At 46.8% G+C, this 19,164-nt stretch carries 17 protein-coding genes; 16 read left to right on the top strand and 1 reads right to left on the bottom strand.

The features are described from left to right. Window positions 1-231: 231 nt before the first annotated feature. The 6 genes from ESP131_RS00180 (at window position 232) to ESP131_RS00155 (ending at window position 4,020) form a co-directional block, all read left to right on the top strand. A complete protein-coding gene (locus ESP131_RS00180) occupies window positions 232-528 on the top strand; it encodes a DNA-directed RNA polymerase subunit beta (protein ID WP_029342717.1) in 297 nt (98 codons plus the stop codon). Window positions 529-556: 28 nt separating this feature from the next. Next, entirely contained in the window at window positions 557-979 is a 423-nt protein-coding gene (gene fabZ / locus ESP131_RS00175) for a 3-hydroxyacyl-ACP dehydratase FabZ (protein WP_029342716.1), read from the top strand. 7 nt (window positions 980-986) lie between these two features. Next, window positions 987-1,409, top strand: coding sequence for a hypothetical protein (locus ESP131_RS00170; RefSeq protein WP_029342715.1), 423 nt, complete (start codon window positions 987-989; stop codon window positions 1,407-1,409). Window positions 1,410-1,505: 96 nt separating this feature from the next. Then, complete coding sequence (locus ESP131_RS00165) at window positions 1,506-1,820, top strand: four-helix bundle copper-binding protein (RefSeq protein ID WP_069940025.1); 315 nt, start codon at window positions 1,506-1,508, stop codon at window positions 1,818-1,820. A gap of 135 nt (window positions 1,821-1,955) precedes the next feature. Further along, a complete protein-coding gene (locus ESP131_RS00160; protein ID WP_069940024.1) occupies window positions 1,956-3,482 on the top strand; it encodes an SdrD B-like domain-containing protein in 1,527 nt (508 codons plus the stop codon). A gap of 112 nt (window positions 3,483-3,594) precedes the next feature. After that, window positions 3,595-4,020 carry a helix-turn-helix domain-containing protein gene (locus ESP131_RS00155; protein WP_069940023.1) on the top strand — a complete coding sequence of 142 codons (426 nt, stop codon included), beginning with the start codon at window positions 3,595-3,597 and terminating at the stop codon, window positions 4,018-4,020. Between the two features lie 68 nt (window positions 4,021-4,088). On the opposite strand, the gene ESP131_RS00150 is transcribed toward ESP131_RS00155, so the two are convergent. Next, window positions 4,089-4,340, bottom strand: a complete 252-nt coding sequence (locus ESP131_RS00150) for a hypothetical protein (protein WP_231925660.1) — start codon at window positions 4,338-4,340, stop codon at window positions 4,089-4,091. Between the two features lie 111 nt (window positions 4,341-4,451). Between ESP131_RS00150 and ESP131_RS00145 the strand changes: the two genes are divergently transcribed. The 10 genes from ESP131_RS00145 to ESP131_RS00100 all read left to right on the top strand — a co-directional run bounded on the left by ESP131_RS00145 (window position 4,452) and on the right by ESP131_RS00100 (window position 19,155). After that, window positions 4,452-5,693 carry a UDP-glucose dehydrogenase family protein gene (locus ESP131_RS00145; protein ID WP_069940021.1) on the top strand — a complete coding sequence of 414 codons (1,242 nt, stop codon included), beginning with the start codon at window positions 4,452-4,454 and terminating at the stop codon, window positions 5,691-5,693. A gap of 61 nt (window positions 5,694-5,754) precedes the next feature. Continuing rightward, window positions 5,755-6,165 carry a hypothetical protein gene (locus tag ESP131_RS00140; protein WP_069940020.1) on the top strand — a complete coding sequence of 137 codons (411 nt, stop codon included), beginning with the start codon at window positions 5,755-5,757 and terminating at the stop codon, window positions 6,163-6,165. 499 nt (window positions 6,166-6,664) lie between these two features. Next, window positions 6,665-10,003 carry a hypothetical protein gene (locus ESP131_RS00135; protein ID WP_069940019.1) on the top strand — a complete coding sequence of 1,113 codons (3,339 nt, stop codon included), beginning with the start codon at window positions 6,665-6,667 and terminating at the stop codon, window positions 10,001-10,003. 207 nt (window positions 10,004-10,210) lie between these two features. Continuing rightward, the gene (locus tag ESP131_RS00130) at window positions 10,211-12,889 is read left to right on the top strand and encodes a glycoside hydrolase family 70 protein (RefSeq protein ID WP_069940018.1); all 2,679 of its coding nucleotides are present in this window, start codon (window positions 10,211-10,213) and stop codon (window positions 12,887-12,889) included. Window positions 12,890-13,012: 123 nt separating this feature from the next. Next, the gene (locus ESP131_RS00125; RefSeq protein WP_069940017.1) at window positions 13,013-14,587 is read left to right on the top strand and encodes a S8 family peptidase; all 1,575 of its coding nucleotides are present in this window, start codon (window positions 13,013-13,015) and stop codon (window positions 14,585-14,587) included. A gap of 136 nt (window positions 14,588-14,723) precedes the next feature. Next, the gene (locus tag ESP131_RS00120) at window positions 14,724-16,283 is read left to right on the top strand and encodes a S8 family peptidase (RefSeq protein ID WP_083254752.1); all 1,560 of its coding nucleotides are present in this window, start codon (window positions 14,724-14,726) and stop codon (window positions 16,281-16,283) included. 17 nt (window positions 16,284-16,300) lie between these two features. Further along, window positions 16,301-16,984, top strand: a complete 684-nt coding sequence (locus ESP131_RS00115) for a hypothetical protein (protein WP_069940016.1) — start codon at window positions 16,301-16,303, stop codon at window positions 16,982-16,984. Window positions 16,985-17,028: 44 nt separating this feature from the next. Then, window positions 17,029-17,727 (top strand): hypothetical protein, encoded by a 699-nt coding sequence (locus tag ESP131_RS00110; protein ID WP_069940015.1) that lies wholly within the window; start codon window positions 17,029-17,031, stop codon window positions 17,725-17,727. Window positions 17,728-17,757: 30 nt separating this feature from the next. Beyond that, complete coding sequence (locus ESP131_RS00105) at window positions 17,758-18,450, top strand: hypothetical protein (protein ID WP_069940014.1); 693 nt, start codon at window positions 17,758-17,760, stop codon at window positions 18,448-18,450. Between the two features lie 15 nt (window positions 18,451-18,465). Beyond that, window positions 18,466-19,155, top strand: a complete 690-nt coding sequence (locus ESP131_RS00100; protein ID WP_069940013.1) for a hypothetical protein — start codon at window positions 18,466-18,468, stop codon at window positions 19,153-19,155. Window positions 19,156-19,164: the final 9 nt, after the last annotated feature.

Here is a 19,164-nt window from a genome sequence, read left to right as displayed (position 1 = left end):
TTACGCCGGACAGTTCAGTTTGGATTTAAAAAAGTGTAAAAAAACCGCAGAACGTGGGAAACTGTTTTTCGCCTTCCTTATATACACAAACTAAAATTTTTTAGAGGAATTGCCTGTCTCATCGTGTTACACTAGTTGCGGAACACGTTTTGTAGCGAATTTGGAACTATTTAATACCAGGTACTAATATGCTATACTGTTCTCAGACTGAATCAATGAAAGGTGATCAAGATGGTACAAAACCAAACAGGCACGGATCAGCCAACGCGTGAACGCCTGAAGAAGAAGCAACAGGCTTCAAACCAGGAAACCGGCAATCCGGAGCACAAATCAGAGCGACGTCTTCGTGCATATTCGACACGCCGAGTTCCGATCATCGTACGTGTACTGATCGTTCTCGTTCTCATCGTCGTAGCACTGATCGTCGGCGCAATGGTGGGTTATGCGACGTTTGGTGGTGGCGAGGCAATGGATGTGTTAAAGCTCGACACATGGACCCGCATCACCGATTTTTGGATGAAATCTTAATTTTAATCAGTGATGGGAGCTGTCGAATATGTATACGATCGAACAAATCAAGGAAGTTATTCCGCACCGGTATCCGTTTTTACTCGTTGACCGCATTTTGGAAGTCGAAGAGGGAAAACGTGCCGTTGGAATCAAGAACGTCACGGCGAACGAAGAATTCTTCAATGGCCATTTCCCAGAATACAATGTCATGCCCGGCGTCTTGATCGTCGAAGCACTCGCACAAGTTGGTGCCTTCGCCGTATTGAAGATGGAAGAGAACCAAGGGAAGCTCGCTTTCTTTGCAGGAATTGAAGGATGCCGCTTCAAACGTCAAGTCGTGCCCGGGGATCAGCTCCGCCTCGAAGTCGAATTGACGAAGGTCCGTGGACCAATCGGTAAAGGTCGTGCTACAGCCACAGTCGATGGGGAAGTCGCCTGTGTCGCTGAACTGACGTTTGCTATGAAGTGATGCGAACATGAAACGCTGGCTTCTCCCCCTCGCGATTTCCTTACTCGTCGTTCCTGGTTGTCAGCGCGCAGAACAAGCGAAGACCGCTTCCCCGACGGTCATCGTAGATCCCGTTAAGCGTGCAGGACAGACTGAGAACATTTCCGCTCAGGTCACTCTGACGGAAAATGACCGGATGCGTCTCGTCATCCGGACAGCGAATGACATTCGACTCGATGACCAACAGGTCGATATCCGGCTCGAAGTCGCCAATCAATCGATTCCGTTTCCGTTCGTCTCCTTCGAAGCGAAGAAGATGGGGGAAATCCGGACCTATACGTCCAATACGACGATCGAAAAAGAAGTCTTTGATGACCAGCGTCTTCCGGTCCTCATCATTGATGCAGGAGCAGGGCGTGGAATCGAGATTCCGCTTGAGATCGTCAAATAAGACAGCATAGCGAGCTTATAGCTCCATGTGCTGTCTTATTTTTGTTTGATTTCGGCTCGTGAGGGAACAGAAAACATATACAAAGGAGGAATCATTATGGATCAAACGGTACAGCAACGACTGACAGATTGTATTCTTGCTTGTAATCATTGTTTTGATGCCTGTCTGAAAGAAGAACATGTTGGACATATGGCGGATTGTATTCGACTCGACCGGGATTGTGCTGATATCTGTAGCCTCTTGCTACAAGCAATTGCTCGAAACAGCTCGAATGTCGCGGTCCTTGCAAAAGCTTGTCAGGAGATTTGTGAAGCCTGCGCTGCTGAGTGTAGTAAACACGATCATGACCATTGCCAAGCGTGTGCAAAAGCGTGTACAGCATGTGCGGAAGCGTGTAGTCAGCTCGTCTAAGACCTTGTCTTTCGACAAGGCTTTTTTATTATAAAAAAATAGCAGGAATTCAAGATTTCTTCTGGTTATTTTTGGCGGATTTGTTTACTATTTAGGGAGGTAATATTAAATCACGATAGGAGCATACATACACTCATGAAAAAACTTAGCTTACTTTTGATGGCACTCGTCGTTGCATTCGGTCTGAAGTTACCGGTCTACGCAGAAACCGTCGAGTGGGACGTCACAGGAACGGGCACGGGTCCGTATACGTTAACGTTTGAAGGCACAGGCATCGTCGATATCACGTCGGAGACGGCACTCGTCTTTGAAGACGGCGTGACAGGTGAAGATGTCAACATCGAAGAGACACCGGTCGTGACGTTCACGGCAGAGACGGCACCTGTCGTCAAGGTCGTCTCAGCAGATGGACAACGGACGATTCTCGTCGAATTCGGTAAAGTCGTTACACCAGAAGAACCGACGACAGAAGAACCGGTCAAAGAAGATCCAGCAACGGATGAACCGGTGACGGAGGAACCAACACTAGAAGAGCCTGTGACGGAAGAACCGGTCAAGGAAGAGCCAACGACAGACGAGCCAGAGACAGGTGATGACGCGACACCGACACCAGTCGAAGCGCCGACGACGGCAACGATCGAAGGAACAATCTGGTTCGATGAGAACGAAGACGGCATTCGCCAAGAGAAGGAAACACGTCTCGATGATGTCGTCGTCTATTTGATGGACCGGAATGAAGATGTCATCGATGAAGCATATACGAAGAATGGTCTATACAGCTTCAAGGATTTAAAACCAGGAACATATGAAGTCGAAGTCGACGGGTATGACATGGGGTACTACTTCTATTCCGAGCAAAACGTCGGTGACGACCGGACGATTGACTCGGATGTCGATGAAGACTTTGGGATGAAGAAAGTCCGTCTCGTCGCAGGTCAGACGGAAGTGATTGACGCTGGGATTTACGGCGATGAAGAGCTCGACGGTGCGTTCGAGCATTGGTTAGCTGTCGTCAATTTCTTTGATGCGAACGGAAACCAAAAACCAGATTTTGACGAATCAACGGTTCCTGCGACGTATACGGTGACGGATGCGATCACAGGAAAAGATATCTATCAGGAAAAAGTCGCGAAAGATGATTCGATGGAAATCCAACTCGACCCAGGAACGTATACGATCAAGACAGAAGTCGCAAAAGGCTATACAGTCAAAGCGATGCACCATCTTGATATGGATGCCTTACTGGAAGACATGGAAGAAGAGATGTTCGAAGAATATGAGTCATTCGCTAAGCAAACGAAAGCGATGAAATTGATGGCGAGTGACGAAGAAGCATTATCGCCAGAAGAGCAAGAGATGATTGATGAGTTGTTGAAATACGTCGTTCGGAAATCACCAGAAGCCGGTGTAACGATCGAAGAAGGTAGCCTCGGTTCGATCGTGTTCGCAGAAATCGCGAAAGCAGAACCGATCGCGAAACCAACTCCAACGTCGACAGAAACACCAGTCAAAGCAGTCGATGCTGCGACGAAACAGTCGACGACATCAACAGCAACGGGCACATTACCACAAGCAGGTGAAGACAAGCCATTCCCATATGCAGCAACGGGAGCAGGACTTGCGATCGTCGGTCTTTGGTTACTCGTTCGTCGTGGAGCCTAATAAGCAGAGAGACCTTCGATCAGAGGGTCTCTTTTTGATGTGTGTATCTTTTGACACACACGCACACATGTGTGTATAGTAAAGGTACTACTAAAAGGAAAGAGGGATGACGATGTTAACGACAAAGCAGATCAGTGAATTGTTGCGTGTGTCAGAAGAAACAGTCCGTCGCTGGATTCGGACAGGCGAATTGCATGCCGAACAGGACGGAAAAGGCTATCTCGTCGATGAATTGGCGCTAAAACGTCTCGTCGATGAAAAGTCGCAGATTCCAGGAACCGCGATGAACAAGATTCTCCCACTCATCCAAGATATGTTCGGACCGGAAGCGGCTCAGTTCGCGAAATCGAACTTATTTGATCCACTCCGTCAATCGATGGAGCAAGCACCTCCGAAGCCGGAAACGTCGAACGAATCACTCGCGGAAGAACTCGATCGTCTCAAACGCAAAAAACGTCGTCTCGAACTCGAACACGAACTGAAGTTGCTTGAGATCGAAGAGAAAATCGCAGCAATCGAACGCAAAGTCCAGTCCTGAATACGAAAAGCGATGTCCCCACTTGAGGAGACATCGCTTTTTTCGTTCATCTACAAGAAAAACCCACTTCACGAGTCGGAAGGGGTTTTGTCGGTTGCTTGTTTCTTTTTACGGTGCCAGTACCAGTAAGCAAGTCCCAGTCCAATCGGGATTGCAGCCAGGTACGGGTTAGCTTCGATGAAGCTGATCATCTCAAAGAGCGCGAACCATCCACTAATTAAACCGAGGATGAGTAAAATCGTCCGTAGTGCTTCGGGAAGCTTGCGGATCCGATACGCAATGAGACAGACGAGGCAAAAGATAATAATAGCCACGAGCATTCCTCCCATTCCCGTAATTCAGTATAGCGTATTCAGAAAGCTTTTTCGATGCACAAATCTTCTGCTCTCCCGTATAGTGGAGACAGAGAAACTATCGAAGGACGTGATGGAATGCAACTGACAGTGATTGGAACAGGATATGTCGGTCTCGTGACCGCAATTGGACTGGCAGAAAACGGACACGATGTAACGTGCGTTGACTTGAATGCAGAACGTATGGCGCAACTGACGCAAGGCATCCCGCCGATTAAAGAAGAGGGCATCGAAGAAGCGCTAGTCGTAAATCAACCACGAATGACATTCACAACGGAGTACCCGGTCGCAAAGACATATCTTGTCGCTGTCGGAACACCGGAAAAGGCGGATGGGAGCTGTGACTTATCAGCAGTAGAAGCCGTCGTCGCCCATATTGAGCGAATCGCACCAACTGCAGCTGTCATCATTAAATCGACAGTTCCACCTGGTACGACGATGCAACTAGCGATGCAGTATCCGACGCTACGCTTTGCGATGGTCCCTGAGTTTTTACGGGAGGGTACGGCTCTTGCTGATATGCGGAATCCGCATCGTGTCGTCATTGGAACGAATGATGAGGATTTATCAAAAGAACTAGCGACATTATTTGCGACGACAGCACCTCTTGTTGCAGTTGACCCGACGACGGCTGAGTTAACGAAATATGCAGCAAATAGTTTTTTAGCAGTGAAAATCAGTTTTATCAATGAAATCGCGCGACTAGCGGATGCTGTTGGGGCTGACGTATCGGACGTCGCAAAAGGAATCGGTCTCGATCCACGAATCGGTTCCTCGTTTTTACGAGCGGGAGCCGGATACGGGGGATCATGTTTCCCGAAAGACATCGCAGCGCTTACGACGCTTGCGCGCGAGCATGAACAACAACTTCACGTCATTGAAGCAGCAGACAAAACGAATGAAGCCCAGCTAGATTATGTCTTACAAAAAATCCAACCGCGGACGGGAATGCGCGTGGCGCTACTCGGTCTCGCCTTTAAGCCGGGAACAGATGACTTACGAGACGCGCCGGCACTACGCCTCGCAACACGACTGGAGCAATTTGGCGTCATCGTAACCGGATATGATCCTGTTGCCCGGACGTTACTCGATCAAAAACAAACGGTCGAAGAAGCGTTGAAGGGTGCAGATGTCGCTGTCATCATGACGGAGTGGGAAGAACTCCGTAACATTACACCAGAGCAATTCGTTCGTCAGATGCGTCAACCACGTGTCGTCGATGGACGCAACTGTTGGTCGTTTACGGATCAACCGGGAGATGTGCAATACGAAAGTATCGGACGACCGGCTAAATCATTTTCGAACAATCGAACCGTTTGACCTGTCATGATAGGTGAGCCCCTCGCGGACTCACCTATTTTTGATGAAAAGGAGCAGACCCATGGTCATTGATTATTTCGCAGTCTTACCGAGTGGGAAAAAAGGCGCACTAGAACCGCACTGTCTAACACAGGGAACGTGGTATCAGCGCGTCAACGAGGAATTGTTTCGAGCCATTCATTATGGAGCCGGCATCATCCGGATACGCGACAAGGGAGCGGAATTGCGGATTCCAATCGAATTCGGATTCGGTTACGTCTTGCAGTATCTGCGCCAGTTCACGGAGGCGGAACGACAAGAAGGACGAAAACGTCATATCTTGCAACGGCAGCTCGATTGGATTGGTCGCGGATTACCGATTGAATTAAAAAGACGCGGAGCGAAGATTGAGATGTGGGCCGATGATGTCCATCGTTTGCATCGAGAGTCATTTCTTCTGGCAATTGAAAAAGCAGATCACTTTATCTCGTAAAAACAAAACTTTATTTTAGTAAAATGAAAATAATAAAAAAACATAATAAAATGTAAGCGTTTTCTTTAAAGGGGTGAATCCAAAATTTAATTTCCATGCACAGCCTATATAAATATATTTTGATTTACTACTATTCACCTATTTTTTACAAAAAATCTATTGTAGCGTTCTTCCTAGTTTTGTATATTTGACCTGTAGCGTTTCTACCGATTCTCAAAAACGAAGCGGTGAAGCGCACGAATCTACAATCAGAAATGGCTTTTTGAAGCGATTTCGGCAGTTTCTTTAGTTCATCCCAATCGGATACATAATGGCTCACGAATGATCGTCTTGATGATAGACGAAAAGTCGCACGTGAAACAGAACGTACTCCTCCTAAGACGACTAAAGAATTTTTTGACTGCTTTAAAGTAAAATATTTCTATATTTTACTTATATTGTAGATTTAAAATTGGGATTTGCGCTTTTGATTTGTTAGAAAAGAGGAGGAATAGTAAACATGGGTTATTCGAAGAAAACGAACAAATTGTACGCTGCTGCAGCTGCGCTCGCAGTCACGGCGTCTGTCGTAGCACCGGTTGCTGCTGATGCAGCATCGAAGGTCTCGGTTAAATACATCTCTCCAATCTTGATGAAACACGCTGGTGGTTCGAAATATGCAGTCAAGAAATTGACGCTTCCGACGAAAGTCAAAGTCAAACTTTCAAACGGCAAGTACGAAATGCGCTCAGTCAAATGGAGCGGTTCTGTCAAATTCGAAAAGAAATACATCAACAAATACCAAGTCCTTTACGGTAAGGTAGCGGGTACGACGAAGAAAGCTGTTCTTAAAGTCGAACTTCAAAACTATCCAGTTGATGTCCTCGAACCAGTCCTCGAGCCGGTTGCTGTTGGCGGAAAAGTTCAATTGCCAAGCACGATCAGCATCCAGTACAAATCAGGTATCATCGTTAAGCGTCCAATCAGCAAGTTCAACCTCAAAACACCATCGACTTCAAAAGCAGGTAAATATAAACTGGCTTACTCGTACAAAGGTGCTAATTCTGTCGTAACAGGTTACATCAACTACGAAGTCAAGGCAGCAAACATCTCGAACGTCATGGGAAGCGTCGATGATCAGATGCTTTCAGTCAAAGCAGACGTCATGTACCCAGCAGTGGGCGCAATGGCAGAACTCTTGATCTACCCAGGCAAAGACATGTCAGCAACTCCAATCGTTGCAAAAGGAACGCTCTCGAAAGGGAAGTTCATGGCATCGCAAGATGGCATTCCAGAAGGAACACACAGCTACGTCGTCAAAGTCGGCGATGTCAAATCAGCTCCGATGGACTTCACGATCGCAAACACGGTCCTCGCTTCAGCGAAAGCAATCGGCAAAGAGAAAGTCGAAGTCTCATTCTCGCGTGCAGTTGATTCTGTCATGGCAGACAACTTCAAAATCGCAGGTGCGACAGTCAAGTCAGCGACACTCAGCGCAGACAAGAAGTCAGCAGTTCTTGAAGTCGAAGGGCTCGAGTACGGCAAAGACTATTCAGTTGACGCTAAAGGCATCTTGATCGGTGGCGTTGCGAAAGACCTCGGTTCACTCAGCTTCATGACACAAAGCATTGAAAACATCTGGATGCTTGAAGTGACACCAAAAGCGTCTTCGATCCTTGCAAACGGATCAGACAACACGGAAGTCACATTCCAGTTGAAAAACAAAGCGACAGGTGAAGTCGATACGAAAGCAGACGATATCGTCCTGAAACTATCAACATCATTCGGTTCACTTGCGAAAGAACGCGTCACGATCCAAGACGGTAAAGCAACTGTTCTTTTGACATCTGAATTCAGTAACACAGACATCGAAGCAACAATCGACGCACAAATCATCGAGACAGCAGACAACGAATATAAAGAGTTAATCGGTAAAATCGATGGTCAAGCGAAAGTCAAGTTCAGCACGGTCATGGTGACACCAGCACCAGTTGAATTGATCAACGTGCTTGCAGCGGAATCGAACCAAGCGGATCGTGTGACGATCTTCCTCGATAAAGCCGTCTCACGTGATCTTCTCTTGAAATCGTTCGGTCTCGATAAGAAATTACCGACTGTTGACGAGAGCGAGTATCTTGCGAACGACAATATTCAAATCGAGCAGTTCGATGGTATGAAACGTGTCATCGGTATCAAATCGATTCCTTCGAATCCAAAAGCATTCGAATTGATCCTTGATAAAGAAACACCACTCCAAGACAACGCCACTGTTAAAGTGCTTGCGAAAATCACAAGCAACACGGATACAGAAGTGAAGTCAAAAGCAAGCTTCAAGTTGACGGATGCACGTCAGCCGGAAGTCACTTCGGTCAAACCAGTCGGTCTGAACCAACTTGAAGTGAAATTCTCAGAAGCAATCGCAGGCGCGAAGTTCAAAATTGATGGTCAATACGGCGAGAAGTACTTCAAAGTCGAATACCTCGGGTTTGATAACAAAACAGGCGTCGATCGCCGTGATACAGTCATCATCACGTTGAACGACGCGAAAATGATGGGTGTTGCTCCAGAAGAAGCGTATCCAGGAGCAAAAGAAGGCTACTTCGCACCTGGTAAACACTCACTCCAGATTTGGAACGCGATGGACTTCGCAGCCCTTTCGGATGAGTCGAACATCGGAACGACACAAAACCTCGACTTCACAGTTGCTGCTGATACAGTCAAACCAACTGCAGGCGTCGTTGTTGAGTCGCCAGAACAATTCCGTATCATGTTCAGCAAACAGCTCAAAGGTCTCGACCTCGAAGCAGTCAAAGCATTGCTTGCTTCGAAGAAGTTGAAACTCGAGCGTTACAACTCAAGCACGAAGTTGTACGAAGACTTCAGCCAGTATGCTGATGTCACGTACTACGATGAAGAGACAGGCGAAGTTCTCCTCGAGCTCAATAAGGACTGGACGGAAATCTACGATACAGTCAACACGAAAGAGAACTACTACAACGATAAGTTCAAACTTTCGCTCGCAAAAGATTCTGTCAAAGCAGAAGCGAACGGCGAGAAAAACGATGCGTTATCGCTTGACCTCAACTATGCTGGTTCACCGCTTAACTCTCCAGATCTGAAGAGTGCGGAAATCACGACGATTGACCGTTATCTCTTGACGAATGACTTCACAGTCATGATGAGTGAACCGGTTAAACTTCGTGGTCTTGATCAGTCGGATACGCCACTCATCAACGCAGAAGGTACAGTACTTCCGCCGAAAACAACAGTTGAGTTCATCGGTAAAGATAAGAACGGTAAAACCGTTACGATCGATGGATCAGTCGTTGGTTACACGGATAGCTCAGATATGAACTTCCGCGTCGCTGCGAACGATAACCTCCAGTACCTCGTCGACAAAGACGGTTACGGAGAAGAGTGGAAAGTCGTCGTCAAGTCACTCTCTGACGATGTCGGTAACACGGTCGCTACAGCGACACACGACTTCAAAGTTTCGAAAACGCCAGTCACACCAGTGGCTTCGCCATTCGAAATCGCTAAAGTCACAGCTAACGCAAAAGATGAAAAAGACGTGATCCGTATCAAGTTCACGGAAGGTGTACAATACACTGGTATGTACGATGCAACGAACACTGCACAGTACACGTTGAACGGAAAAAATCTCCCAGTCGGCACAAGCATCTCGCTGGCTGATTCGGATGATGATATCACGAACGGTCTCGACATCGTTAAGATCAAAGTTCCAGAAGGAACACTCAAAACATTGTCGAACGTCATCACGGTCAACAAAGAGCTTCAGTCGTATGACAACTCTGTCTTGACTGGTGGTTACGAGAAGGCAGTTCTTCTCGGACTATAAGAAACGCTAAACCTCTTCCTACTTCGGTGGGAAGAGGTTTTTTGTGACAAATTAGCGCAATCGATTGCATTTTGGTAAATCTATTTACCTGTTTTATAAATTTATAACTGTCTTTACTTTGAAGAAGATGTTAAATTATGTGATGTTATTTGGAATTTTAGGTAGAAATAATCAGAAATATAGATTAGTTAAAGGGAGATTAGACTCATGAACAAGACGAAAAAAGTCTCAACAGGTTTGCTTGCAGCATTGGTAGCGACAAGCGGACTGACGTATGCACCAGAAAGCGCAAAGGCTTTCGCACCAAGTGAAAAACTCGATAACCGCGTTATTTTCCAAAGCTTCAGCCTGTATCAACCATACGAAAGCAACATGTACCGGACGCTTGCTAAAAAAGGTGAGTTGCTCAATTCGTGGGGTGTGACAGATGTGTGGTTACCACCTGCATATCGTTCATTCGATATGGCACGTTACATGGAAGGATATGCAATCGCTGACCGTTATGACCTTGGTGAATTCCCACAAGGACCAGGTGGATCGGTTGCGACGAAATACGGAAAAGCCACACAACTCGAGATGATGGTCGACATGTTGCATGACGACAACATCAAAGTCCAGATGGACCTCGTTCCAAACCAAATGCTCGGTCTCAACAAACGAGAAGCTGTCTTCGTTCGTCGTGCGACAAGTTCAGGTGAGCCGTTCATGAACCCATTCACAGGTGGAGAAAAAACGAAGACCCTCGCAACGCCTTACCTCGCTTACACAAAAGGTGGCGGTATGGGACAAGAGAAGTACGGTTACCTCAAAGAGTGGAACAAATCATTCATCAATGGAACATCACTGCAAGGGCAGGGTATGGGGCGCGTCATGACGGACAAAGACGGTAAACCGTACCGTTACTTCGGTAAAGACGATGCGAAGAACTACTTACCAGAATGGTTGCTTGACGCAGCGAAGACACAGAACTTGAATGTCGTCGATACGTACCTCGCAGCAGACGGTTGGTATGAAGTCTCACCAGAGAACTGGAAGCCGATGCTTTCGCAATATGCGAAGGATGAAGGATACCTCGAGTACATGAAAGAAAACGGCTTCGAAACAAAAGAAGCTTTGCTCACTTCAACGGAAAACGGAAAAATAGCTTCGTTGACAGAAGAATACATGAAAACACAAGCTGCGTACGGTTATGGATCAGAAGAACGTTCATACCAAAACGATAACTCAGGAATCGACATCGAAGATCAGTTCCTCTTCGTTGATGAGACTGGTTTCCCAACGCAGGCATACAACAAAACGATGACGAACAACGATGAGTTCTTGATCGGTGTCGACCTTGCAAACTCAAACCCAGAAGTCATTAAGGAACAAAAGAACTGGATGAAGTGGATGCTTGAAACATACAAGTTCGATGGTTTCCGGATCGATGCAGCATCACACTATGATACGAGAATCTTGAATGCAGAAGCAGAAGTGTCAAAAGCGCACTTCGGTAAAAAAGATTACCTCAGCTATATCGAGAGCTATAAAACAGAACAAAATGCTTACATGAAAGCAAACAATAACGAGCAACTCGTCATGGACGGAGAGCTTTACTTCACGCTCCGTTCAGCACTCACACCGTCGAACAAACGTGCACTCAGTGACTTAGCGAAAGTCTCAGTCGTTAACCGTGAAGGTGACGGGGCAACAAATGTTCAAGCGAACTGGTCATTCGTCAACAACCATGACCAAGAGAAAAACCGCGTCAACCAAATCATGCTTGATACGTACGGCATCAAAACGAATACGCAATACGGAAAAGACGGCGAGCCGAAATCGTTCGAGAAGCTCTACAACAAAGAAGACGAAGCAAAAGCACTCGCGATCTACAACAAAGAACTCGCAAGTCCAACGAAGAAATACTCGACGGAAAACGTTGTCGCGCAATACGCGTTCCTTCTTTCGAACAAAAACACGGTCCCAACGGTCTACTACGGTGATCTCTACCAGACGGATGCATCGTACATGTCGAAAACGACACCGTACTATGACGAAATCACAAATCTCCTAAAAGTCCGTAAACAGTATGCGTACGGTAAACAGCACGTTGCGTACCACACATCGAACACGTCAAAAGAAGCGGGCAAAGACTTGATCTCAAGCGTCCGTTTCGGAAAAGACCGCAACACAGGTGTCGCGACAGTCATCGGAAAAAATGCAGCACTTGATACGACAGTTCAAGTCAACATGGGTAAAACACACGCGAACCAAGTCTTTGTGGATGCTAGTGGTGTGACGAACACGAAACTCGTTACAGATAAGAACGGTATCTTGACGGTTCCAGTCAAAGGTATCAAGACAGCTGAAGTCAATGGTTACGTCGGCGTCTTCGTTCCACAAGCAACAAAAGCACCAGTCGCAACGATTAAAGCAGGTGCGGTCTACCAAGGGAAAGCACTCGACTTGAAAACGACAGTTGCGAACACGACATCAGCAGTTGCGTCAACACGCTACCGTGTCCTGGATACAAAAAAAGCGACAGTTGATTCAAAAGGTCGCCTGACAGGTAAAGCAACAGGTAAGACGACGGTAGAAGCAACGGTTACGTTAAAAGACGGTTTTGTCTTAAAAACAGTCTTACCGATCGAAACAAAAGCAAACAGCGTCACGCTGAAAGCAACAAAAGCAACACTTAAGAAAAACCAGACGACACGTATCACGTACACGTCAGCAACGGACAAAATCAAATCCGTTCAGTATGCGTCAGCGAACAAAAAAGTCGCGCAAGTCTCGTCACGTGGTAACGTAAAAGGAATCAAAGCAGGTAAAACGACGATCCGTGTCACATACACGACAGCAGGAAACTATAAAGTCGTTAAAACGTTCACAGTCACAGTTAAGTAATAGTAGACATCACTCTCAACGCGAGAGTGATGTTTTTTTGATTCACATCAATGTTTCATTATATTCCACATAATTCCATCTAATCCGGGTATTAGTAAGAAAGACCTAGAGGGAGGAACGATGATGCGAACATGGATAGCAGGGAGTTTAGCACTCGGTTTGATCTGTAGTACGGTACCGGTCAATGCGTTTGAAAAGCAGGAAAAGATTCGTCTGGCGACATTGACGAAGGCAAAGGAAGTCCCGGCCTTCTCAAAACAAACCGGGAGTGCTTTGACAGGACGATTTGATTCGGATGGACTTGCCGTCTGGTATTTTGATGCGAAGGAGTTTGTTGCGAAAGGAACACACTTTGAGTTCGAACTCGACTACGATACGTACGGAACGATGTTCGCAAGTAAAGCCGACGCGGAAGCAGGTCGCGTCTACAATCGGTATTACCAAGTCACGGATGATACGCTCTACTTCCCGCTCAGCTGGAGTGGACGACAATACTTAGTCCTCGAAGGCTACCCGGGCGACCGTTATTCTGTTCCTGCCTATATCTCGCGTTACGAACCGATTGAGGAATCGATGACAGCTGCCGTCAAAGCAGTCAAACCGGCATTACTCGTGCAAACACGTCCTGGTGCAATGCGGGCGCAGTCGTTCGGGGCCTCAAAAGTCGAATCACTAGCGTCCGAGCTCCGAATCGAACGACTCGTCTATGAATCCTATGCTGACGCTAAGGCGGCGAAGAAAAAGTTCGAACGATCAAGCAGCGTGGCGTTCGCAGAGTTCGATGCGCCGATTCACGCGTTCGGTGTCGATGCCTATCAAAAACATCAATGGTCCTTGCAGAACACGGGACAAAAGAAAGGGCTAAAAGGAGCAGATATCGGTTTCGTCGCCATGCAAAAACGCATCAAGGGCAAGAAGTTGTCTGCGACGAAAGTCGCGGTCCTCGATTCTGGCATCAATCCGAGTTATGCCGACTTCGCAGGAAAGGTCCGCATGGATCTTGGTTATGATTTCATTAATGGCGATAAGACAGCTTGGGATGATAATGGACACGGTTCACATGTCGCTGGAGTCATTGCAGCGGGAGGAAATAACACGTACGGGATGACCGGCATCAATCCGGCGGCGACGTTAATTCCAATCAAGGTGCTCGATGAGTCAGGGGCTGGTTCAGTGTCGGGACTCGTCAAAGGGATTCAGCATGCGACAAAACAAGGCGCCCGGGTCATCAATATGAGTCTCGGTGGCAGTTCTTCTTCGAAATCGATCGAGTCGGCATTAGCCGCAGCGGTCAAGAAGAATATCCTGATCGTCGCGGCTTCCGGGAACGAAGGACGCGGAACGATTGCTTATCCGGCCCGCTCGAAATACGTCGTATCAGTCGGGGCGACAGGGCGAAAAGACACGAAAGCATCGTTCTCGAATTACGGCACAGGACTTGATCTCGTTGCCCCAGGCGTCTCGATCCCAAGCTATCTCGCAGATGGGGAGTTGCTATATGGTAGCGGCACTTCAATGGCAACGCCACACGTCGCGGGTGTCGCGAGTCTTATGATTAGTCTGAAGCCGTCCTTGAAGGCAAGCAGTGTGGAAAGCATCCTCAAGAAATCAGCGAAGGATCTCGGTAAAAAAGGCTATGATACGAGCTATGGTGCTGGTCGCTTGAACGCTGATAGTGCAGTCAAACTGATTCCTTAACGAAATCTAGAAGCCCTGTGCGAACAGGGCTTCTTTTTTTCAGTCAATTCATTGATTGATAGAGGTGAAAAGAACTAGGAAAATCAATTTTTTCCATTATAATGAAAAAGGATACAACGATAAGGAGTGAAATCAAATGAAACAGGTCATCGTCAGTGCCCTCCTCGTGAGTGCGTTTAGTACATATACATGGGATACGACAGAAGCGGCGACAACGGCGAAAAAAGTGCCGGCGATCGAAGCGAAAACGAAAAAGGGCTACATCAAAGGAACGTTCGATGCGAGCGGGAAAGCCTTGTTCTATTTTGATACGAAGACCTACTTATCAGGTGGCACACACTTAAAGTTCGCTTTTGATGCTTCCAAAAAAGCGACGGTGTATACGTCGCAGACGGAATACAAACAAAAAGATCCATATGCGCGGTATGCGAATAGTAAAAAGACACTCTTTTTCCCACTAACATGGAGTGGACGACAATACATCGAAGTGACGGGAACGAAGAATAAAGCGTTTACGATTCCCTATAAACTCGAACGCCTTGAACCCATTCGGGAATACGCGACAAAATCAACGACAACCGGACAGGCAACGAGTCTCGTCGTTCGTCTGAACGGGGTGACGAAAGCGAGTACGTTGTCACAGACATCACGCGCCACTGATCACGAAACGATTGACAGTACGTTACGACTCGAGAAGTTCTCGTATAACAGCTTCATTCAAGCCGTAGCTGCGAAACGACAACTCGAAAAAACGAAGGGTGTCCGTTACGTCGAACTCGATCAACCGATGAAGTTACTCAGCGCCGATCCGTTCCAGTCGGTTCAGTGGGCGTTAAAAAATACCGGACAACGCGGTGGTGTTAAGGGAGCGGACATCGGTTATCACGCGATGGTCAAGCGGATTGCGAACAAGTCACGTTCAACCGTTCGCGTGGCAGTCATCGATACGGGCATCAATCCGACCTATGCGGATTTCGCTGGACGCGTCCGGATGGATCTCGGCTATGATTTTGTTCATAAGCGTCAGCTTGCCTATGACGATCATGGGCACGGAACACATGTCGCGGGTGTCATTGCCGCAACATCGAACAATGGTTACGGGATGACAGGAATCAATGACCGAGCAAGCATCATTCCGATTAAGGTCATTTCGCGCAATAACTATGCGTCGAACTCGAATATCGCCAAAGGCATTCTGTTCGCCGTAAAACAAAAAGCAAAAGTCATCAATTTGAGTCTTGGCGGTGGCGGCGTTTCCTTGGCGATTGAAGATGCCTTGGCGGAAGCGCGTAAAAAAGGAATCTTCGTCGCAGCAGCAACCGGGAATGAAGGGGCGTCGAAACTGTCCTATCCGGCACGCTCGAAATATGCCTTTTCGGTCGGGGCAACGAACCGATTCGATAAACGAGCGTCGTTCTCGAACTACGGTGAAGGACTCGATCTCGTCGCACCGGGCCAAGATATCGCGAGTTATTTACAAGACGGCGAATCGATCTTCTGGAGTGGCACGTCGATGGCGACACCGCATGTCGCAGGGGTCGCGAGTGTCCTCTATAGCTTAAAGCCAAGTATCAAAGTGACGGACGTCGAATCGATTCTTAGGAAGTCAGCGAAGGACCTCGGCAAAAAAGGCCGTGACACGTCGTACGGATATGGGCGCTTGAATGCTGATCGCGCCGTCCAGCTTTTGAAATAAGGAAAGTAGGTTAAACGATGAAACGTATCTTATGTGTCTTTCTGATTGGTGTCTTCTGTATAGGCGGGACACTTGAAGGACAAGCAGCATCAAAAGAAGTACGACAGATCAAACAAGCGTACAAATCATTCAAGTTCGGTATGACGTTGACGGAAGTTGCGAAGACGATGTACGGAAAAGAGTACCGGAAATACATCAAGAAACAAGACGATCGAGTCGTCTTCACGAAAAAACCGGGCACGACCGGAAACGAGCAAGGGTATCGCTCCCTCGGATACGTACTGGATCGCCCATCAAAAAATCTTCCAACGACAACGCTTCTTGAATTTAGTACGAAACAGCATCAGAAGACGTATTATCTGACACAAAAAGCGCTGTACTACCAAGGCGATACGGAGAATGGGTTGTATGAAAATAGCCGGACACTCATGAAGCCGGCGTCATTGCGCCACGGGATGACGGAGAAACAACTTGATCAACTAGTGACAGGTAAAAAGCTCGGACAAGTATCGATGTATTTTAGCTGGAACGTTTCGCCCGTCATTAAAAAAAGTCCGATGAAAACGGGACGCTATAAAATCTATCAATTCCACCGGTCGCATTCGAAAAAGATGAAGATCGTCACCTTGTCCTATAACACGCAGAAAAAGCGATATGAGGTTGATACAGAAATCGGGATTTCATTGAAGTACGAAAAATGAATAAGGATGATTTATAGAGTCATCAAGGAGAGAAGGAAGCAGGTATGAAGCGCATCATCACGTGGTCACTCTGTTTAGTATTGTTGCTTGGTTTGTTTGTTCCAGGAGCAGTATCCGCAGCAACAAAAGCAGAAACGCTTGCGACGTCACAGTACAAGGGCTTGAAAAATGGAATGACGATGCAACAAGTCGCGCAAGTCCTGTATGGCAAGTCGTATCAGAAACACCTGAAGAAAAGAAACGGATCGACTGTCTTGAAACTTTCAATCAACTTCGAAGGGAACGAAGAAGGACATAAGCAATTGATCCACGTCCTCTCCGATTCGACAACAACACATCCCCCGACCGAACTGGTTTTACAATTCATGACGAAACAGAAGAGTACGAAGTACCGGTTGGTGACGAAAGCCTTGTTCATCGAACGGAAGACGAAGACAGGATATCGTGAAAGTACACGGACGCTTGTCAAAGGTGCCGTACTCCAGAATGGGATGACGGAAAAAGAGCTTGATGCGAAATTGACGGGGAAGGGTCTTGGTAACTGGACGATGCTCGGTCATATGGATACAGCGTCTGCTTATACGCTAGATGAACAAAAAAGAGGATTTGCTGAAGTGTCTCGGATCAAAGAATATGTCTTTAGATCGACGACGAACAAGTGGAAACATGTCGAACTAACGTATAGCGAACAAAAAAGAACCTACCAGGTCAGTGATATTCGGACGATTCAGGTAAAAAACTAAAGCACACGCAATAGAAAGTGAGTGAACGGGATGCAGAAGTGGAACGTAAAACGATGGCTTCTCATGGTACTTGTCGCAATAGTTTCTTTACATCCAGTAGCGGTGGGTGCTGCAACGAAGGCTGAGACGATTGCCACGAAACAATATCGTGCTTTAAAGCCGGGGATGACGGTGGAACAAGTCGCTAAAGTCCTCTATGGCAAGACGTATAAGAAGCAGTTGAAGATGAGAAACGGTTCACAATTTTTACGATTGAACACAGAGATCGAGATGGAGGAATGGGATCGGAACGTCCTACTTTATGATCTCGTGAATCGAAAAGTGGAATTTCCGTCAGCAATCGGTGTCCTGATGTTCATGACGGAGACAGGTGGAACGAAGTACCGACTGACGATGAAACAAATGGAGTTCAAGCGTGACACCGCAGCCGGATTCCGGACGAGTGATCGCAAACTGATCAAAGGTGCGAAAATCAAAAACGGAATGACGGAACAACAAGTCGATCGAGTATTGACAGGCAAAGGGCTCGGGACATTCGGAACACTCGGTCACGTCGATACGACATCCGTCCTTCGAAAAAAAGAAGTCAAAGCAGGAAAAGCAACGATCATTCATACGAAATCATACGTTTTTCCGACTGCAACAAACAAATGGCAATACATCTTTTTCATCTATGACACGAAAAAGAAAGCGTATCGTGTCGAAGATCATAGTCAGTATTAAAAAGGAGAGTAGATTATGAAGACGACCTTTATGAAAATCACAGTGGCAACAATCATCGCGGGATCAACATTCTTTAGTGGCACGGCATCGGCAGCGACGAAAGTCGAGACGACAGCGACAAATCAATACACAGCACTCAAAGCGGGTATGACGATGGAGCAAGTCGCAAAAGTCTTATACGGCAAAGACTACAAAAAACAATTAACGATGAAAAACGGTTCACAAGTATTGAAGACAAAAGAAGAGTTTAAGGACGTTGAAGAGAAGCGTAAGGAAATCTATTACGAAATCTATGATCGGAAGGCAAAGATTCCTCCGACTTTGATGTCGCTCGGTTTCATGACGAAAAAGAACGATTCCGTATATCGTCTTATTTCGAAACAAGTCGAAATGGGACGGAGTACATATTCCGAATACCGCGAGAGTACACGGAAGTTAAACGCGGGCGCTAAAATCAAGACGGGAATGACGGAGAAACAACTCGATGCTGTGCTTTCAGGTTCTGGTCTTGGGGAATGGGCTGGATTACTCGAGGAAGATGTACGGAGCGTCTTCAGTGCGAAAGAAATTAAAGCCTATGAGATTGAAGCGTTTAAAGGAAAACTGTATGTCTTCCAAAAATCGACGAAATCACGTGTTTACGTTGAGCTAAGCTATGACACGAAAAAGAAAACCTATGTTATTGAAAATTATGAGACATTCTAAAAAGGGGAT

This window comes from Exiguobacterium sp. U13-1, from assembly GCF_001750115.1.
In the GTDB taxonomy this organism is placed as follows: Bacteria; Bacillota; Bacilli; order Exiguobacteriales; family Exiguobacteriaceae; genus Exiguobacterium_A; species Exiguobacterium_A acetylicum.
Note: the sequence above shows the minus strand (reverse complement) of the source record. Positions and strands in the feature narration are given on the sequence as shown.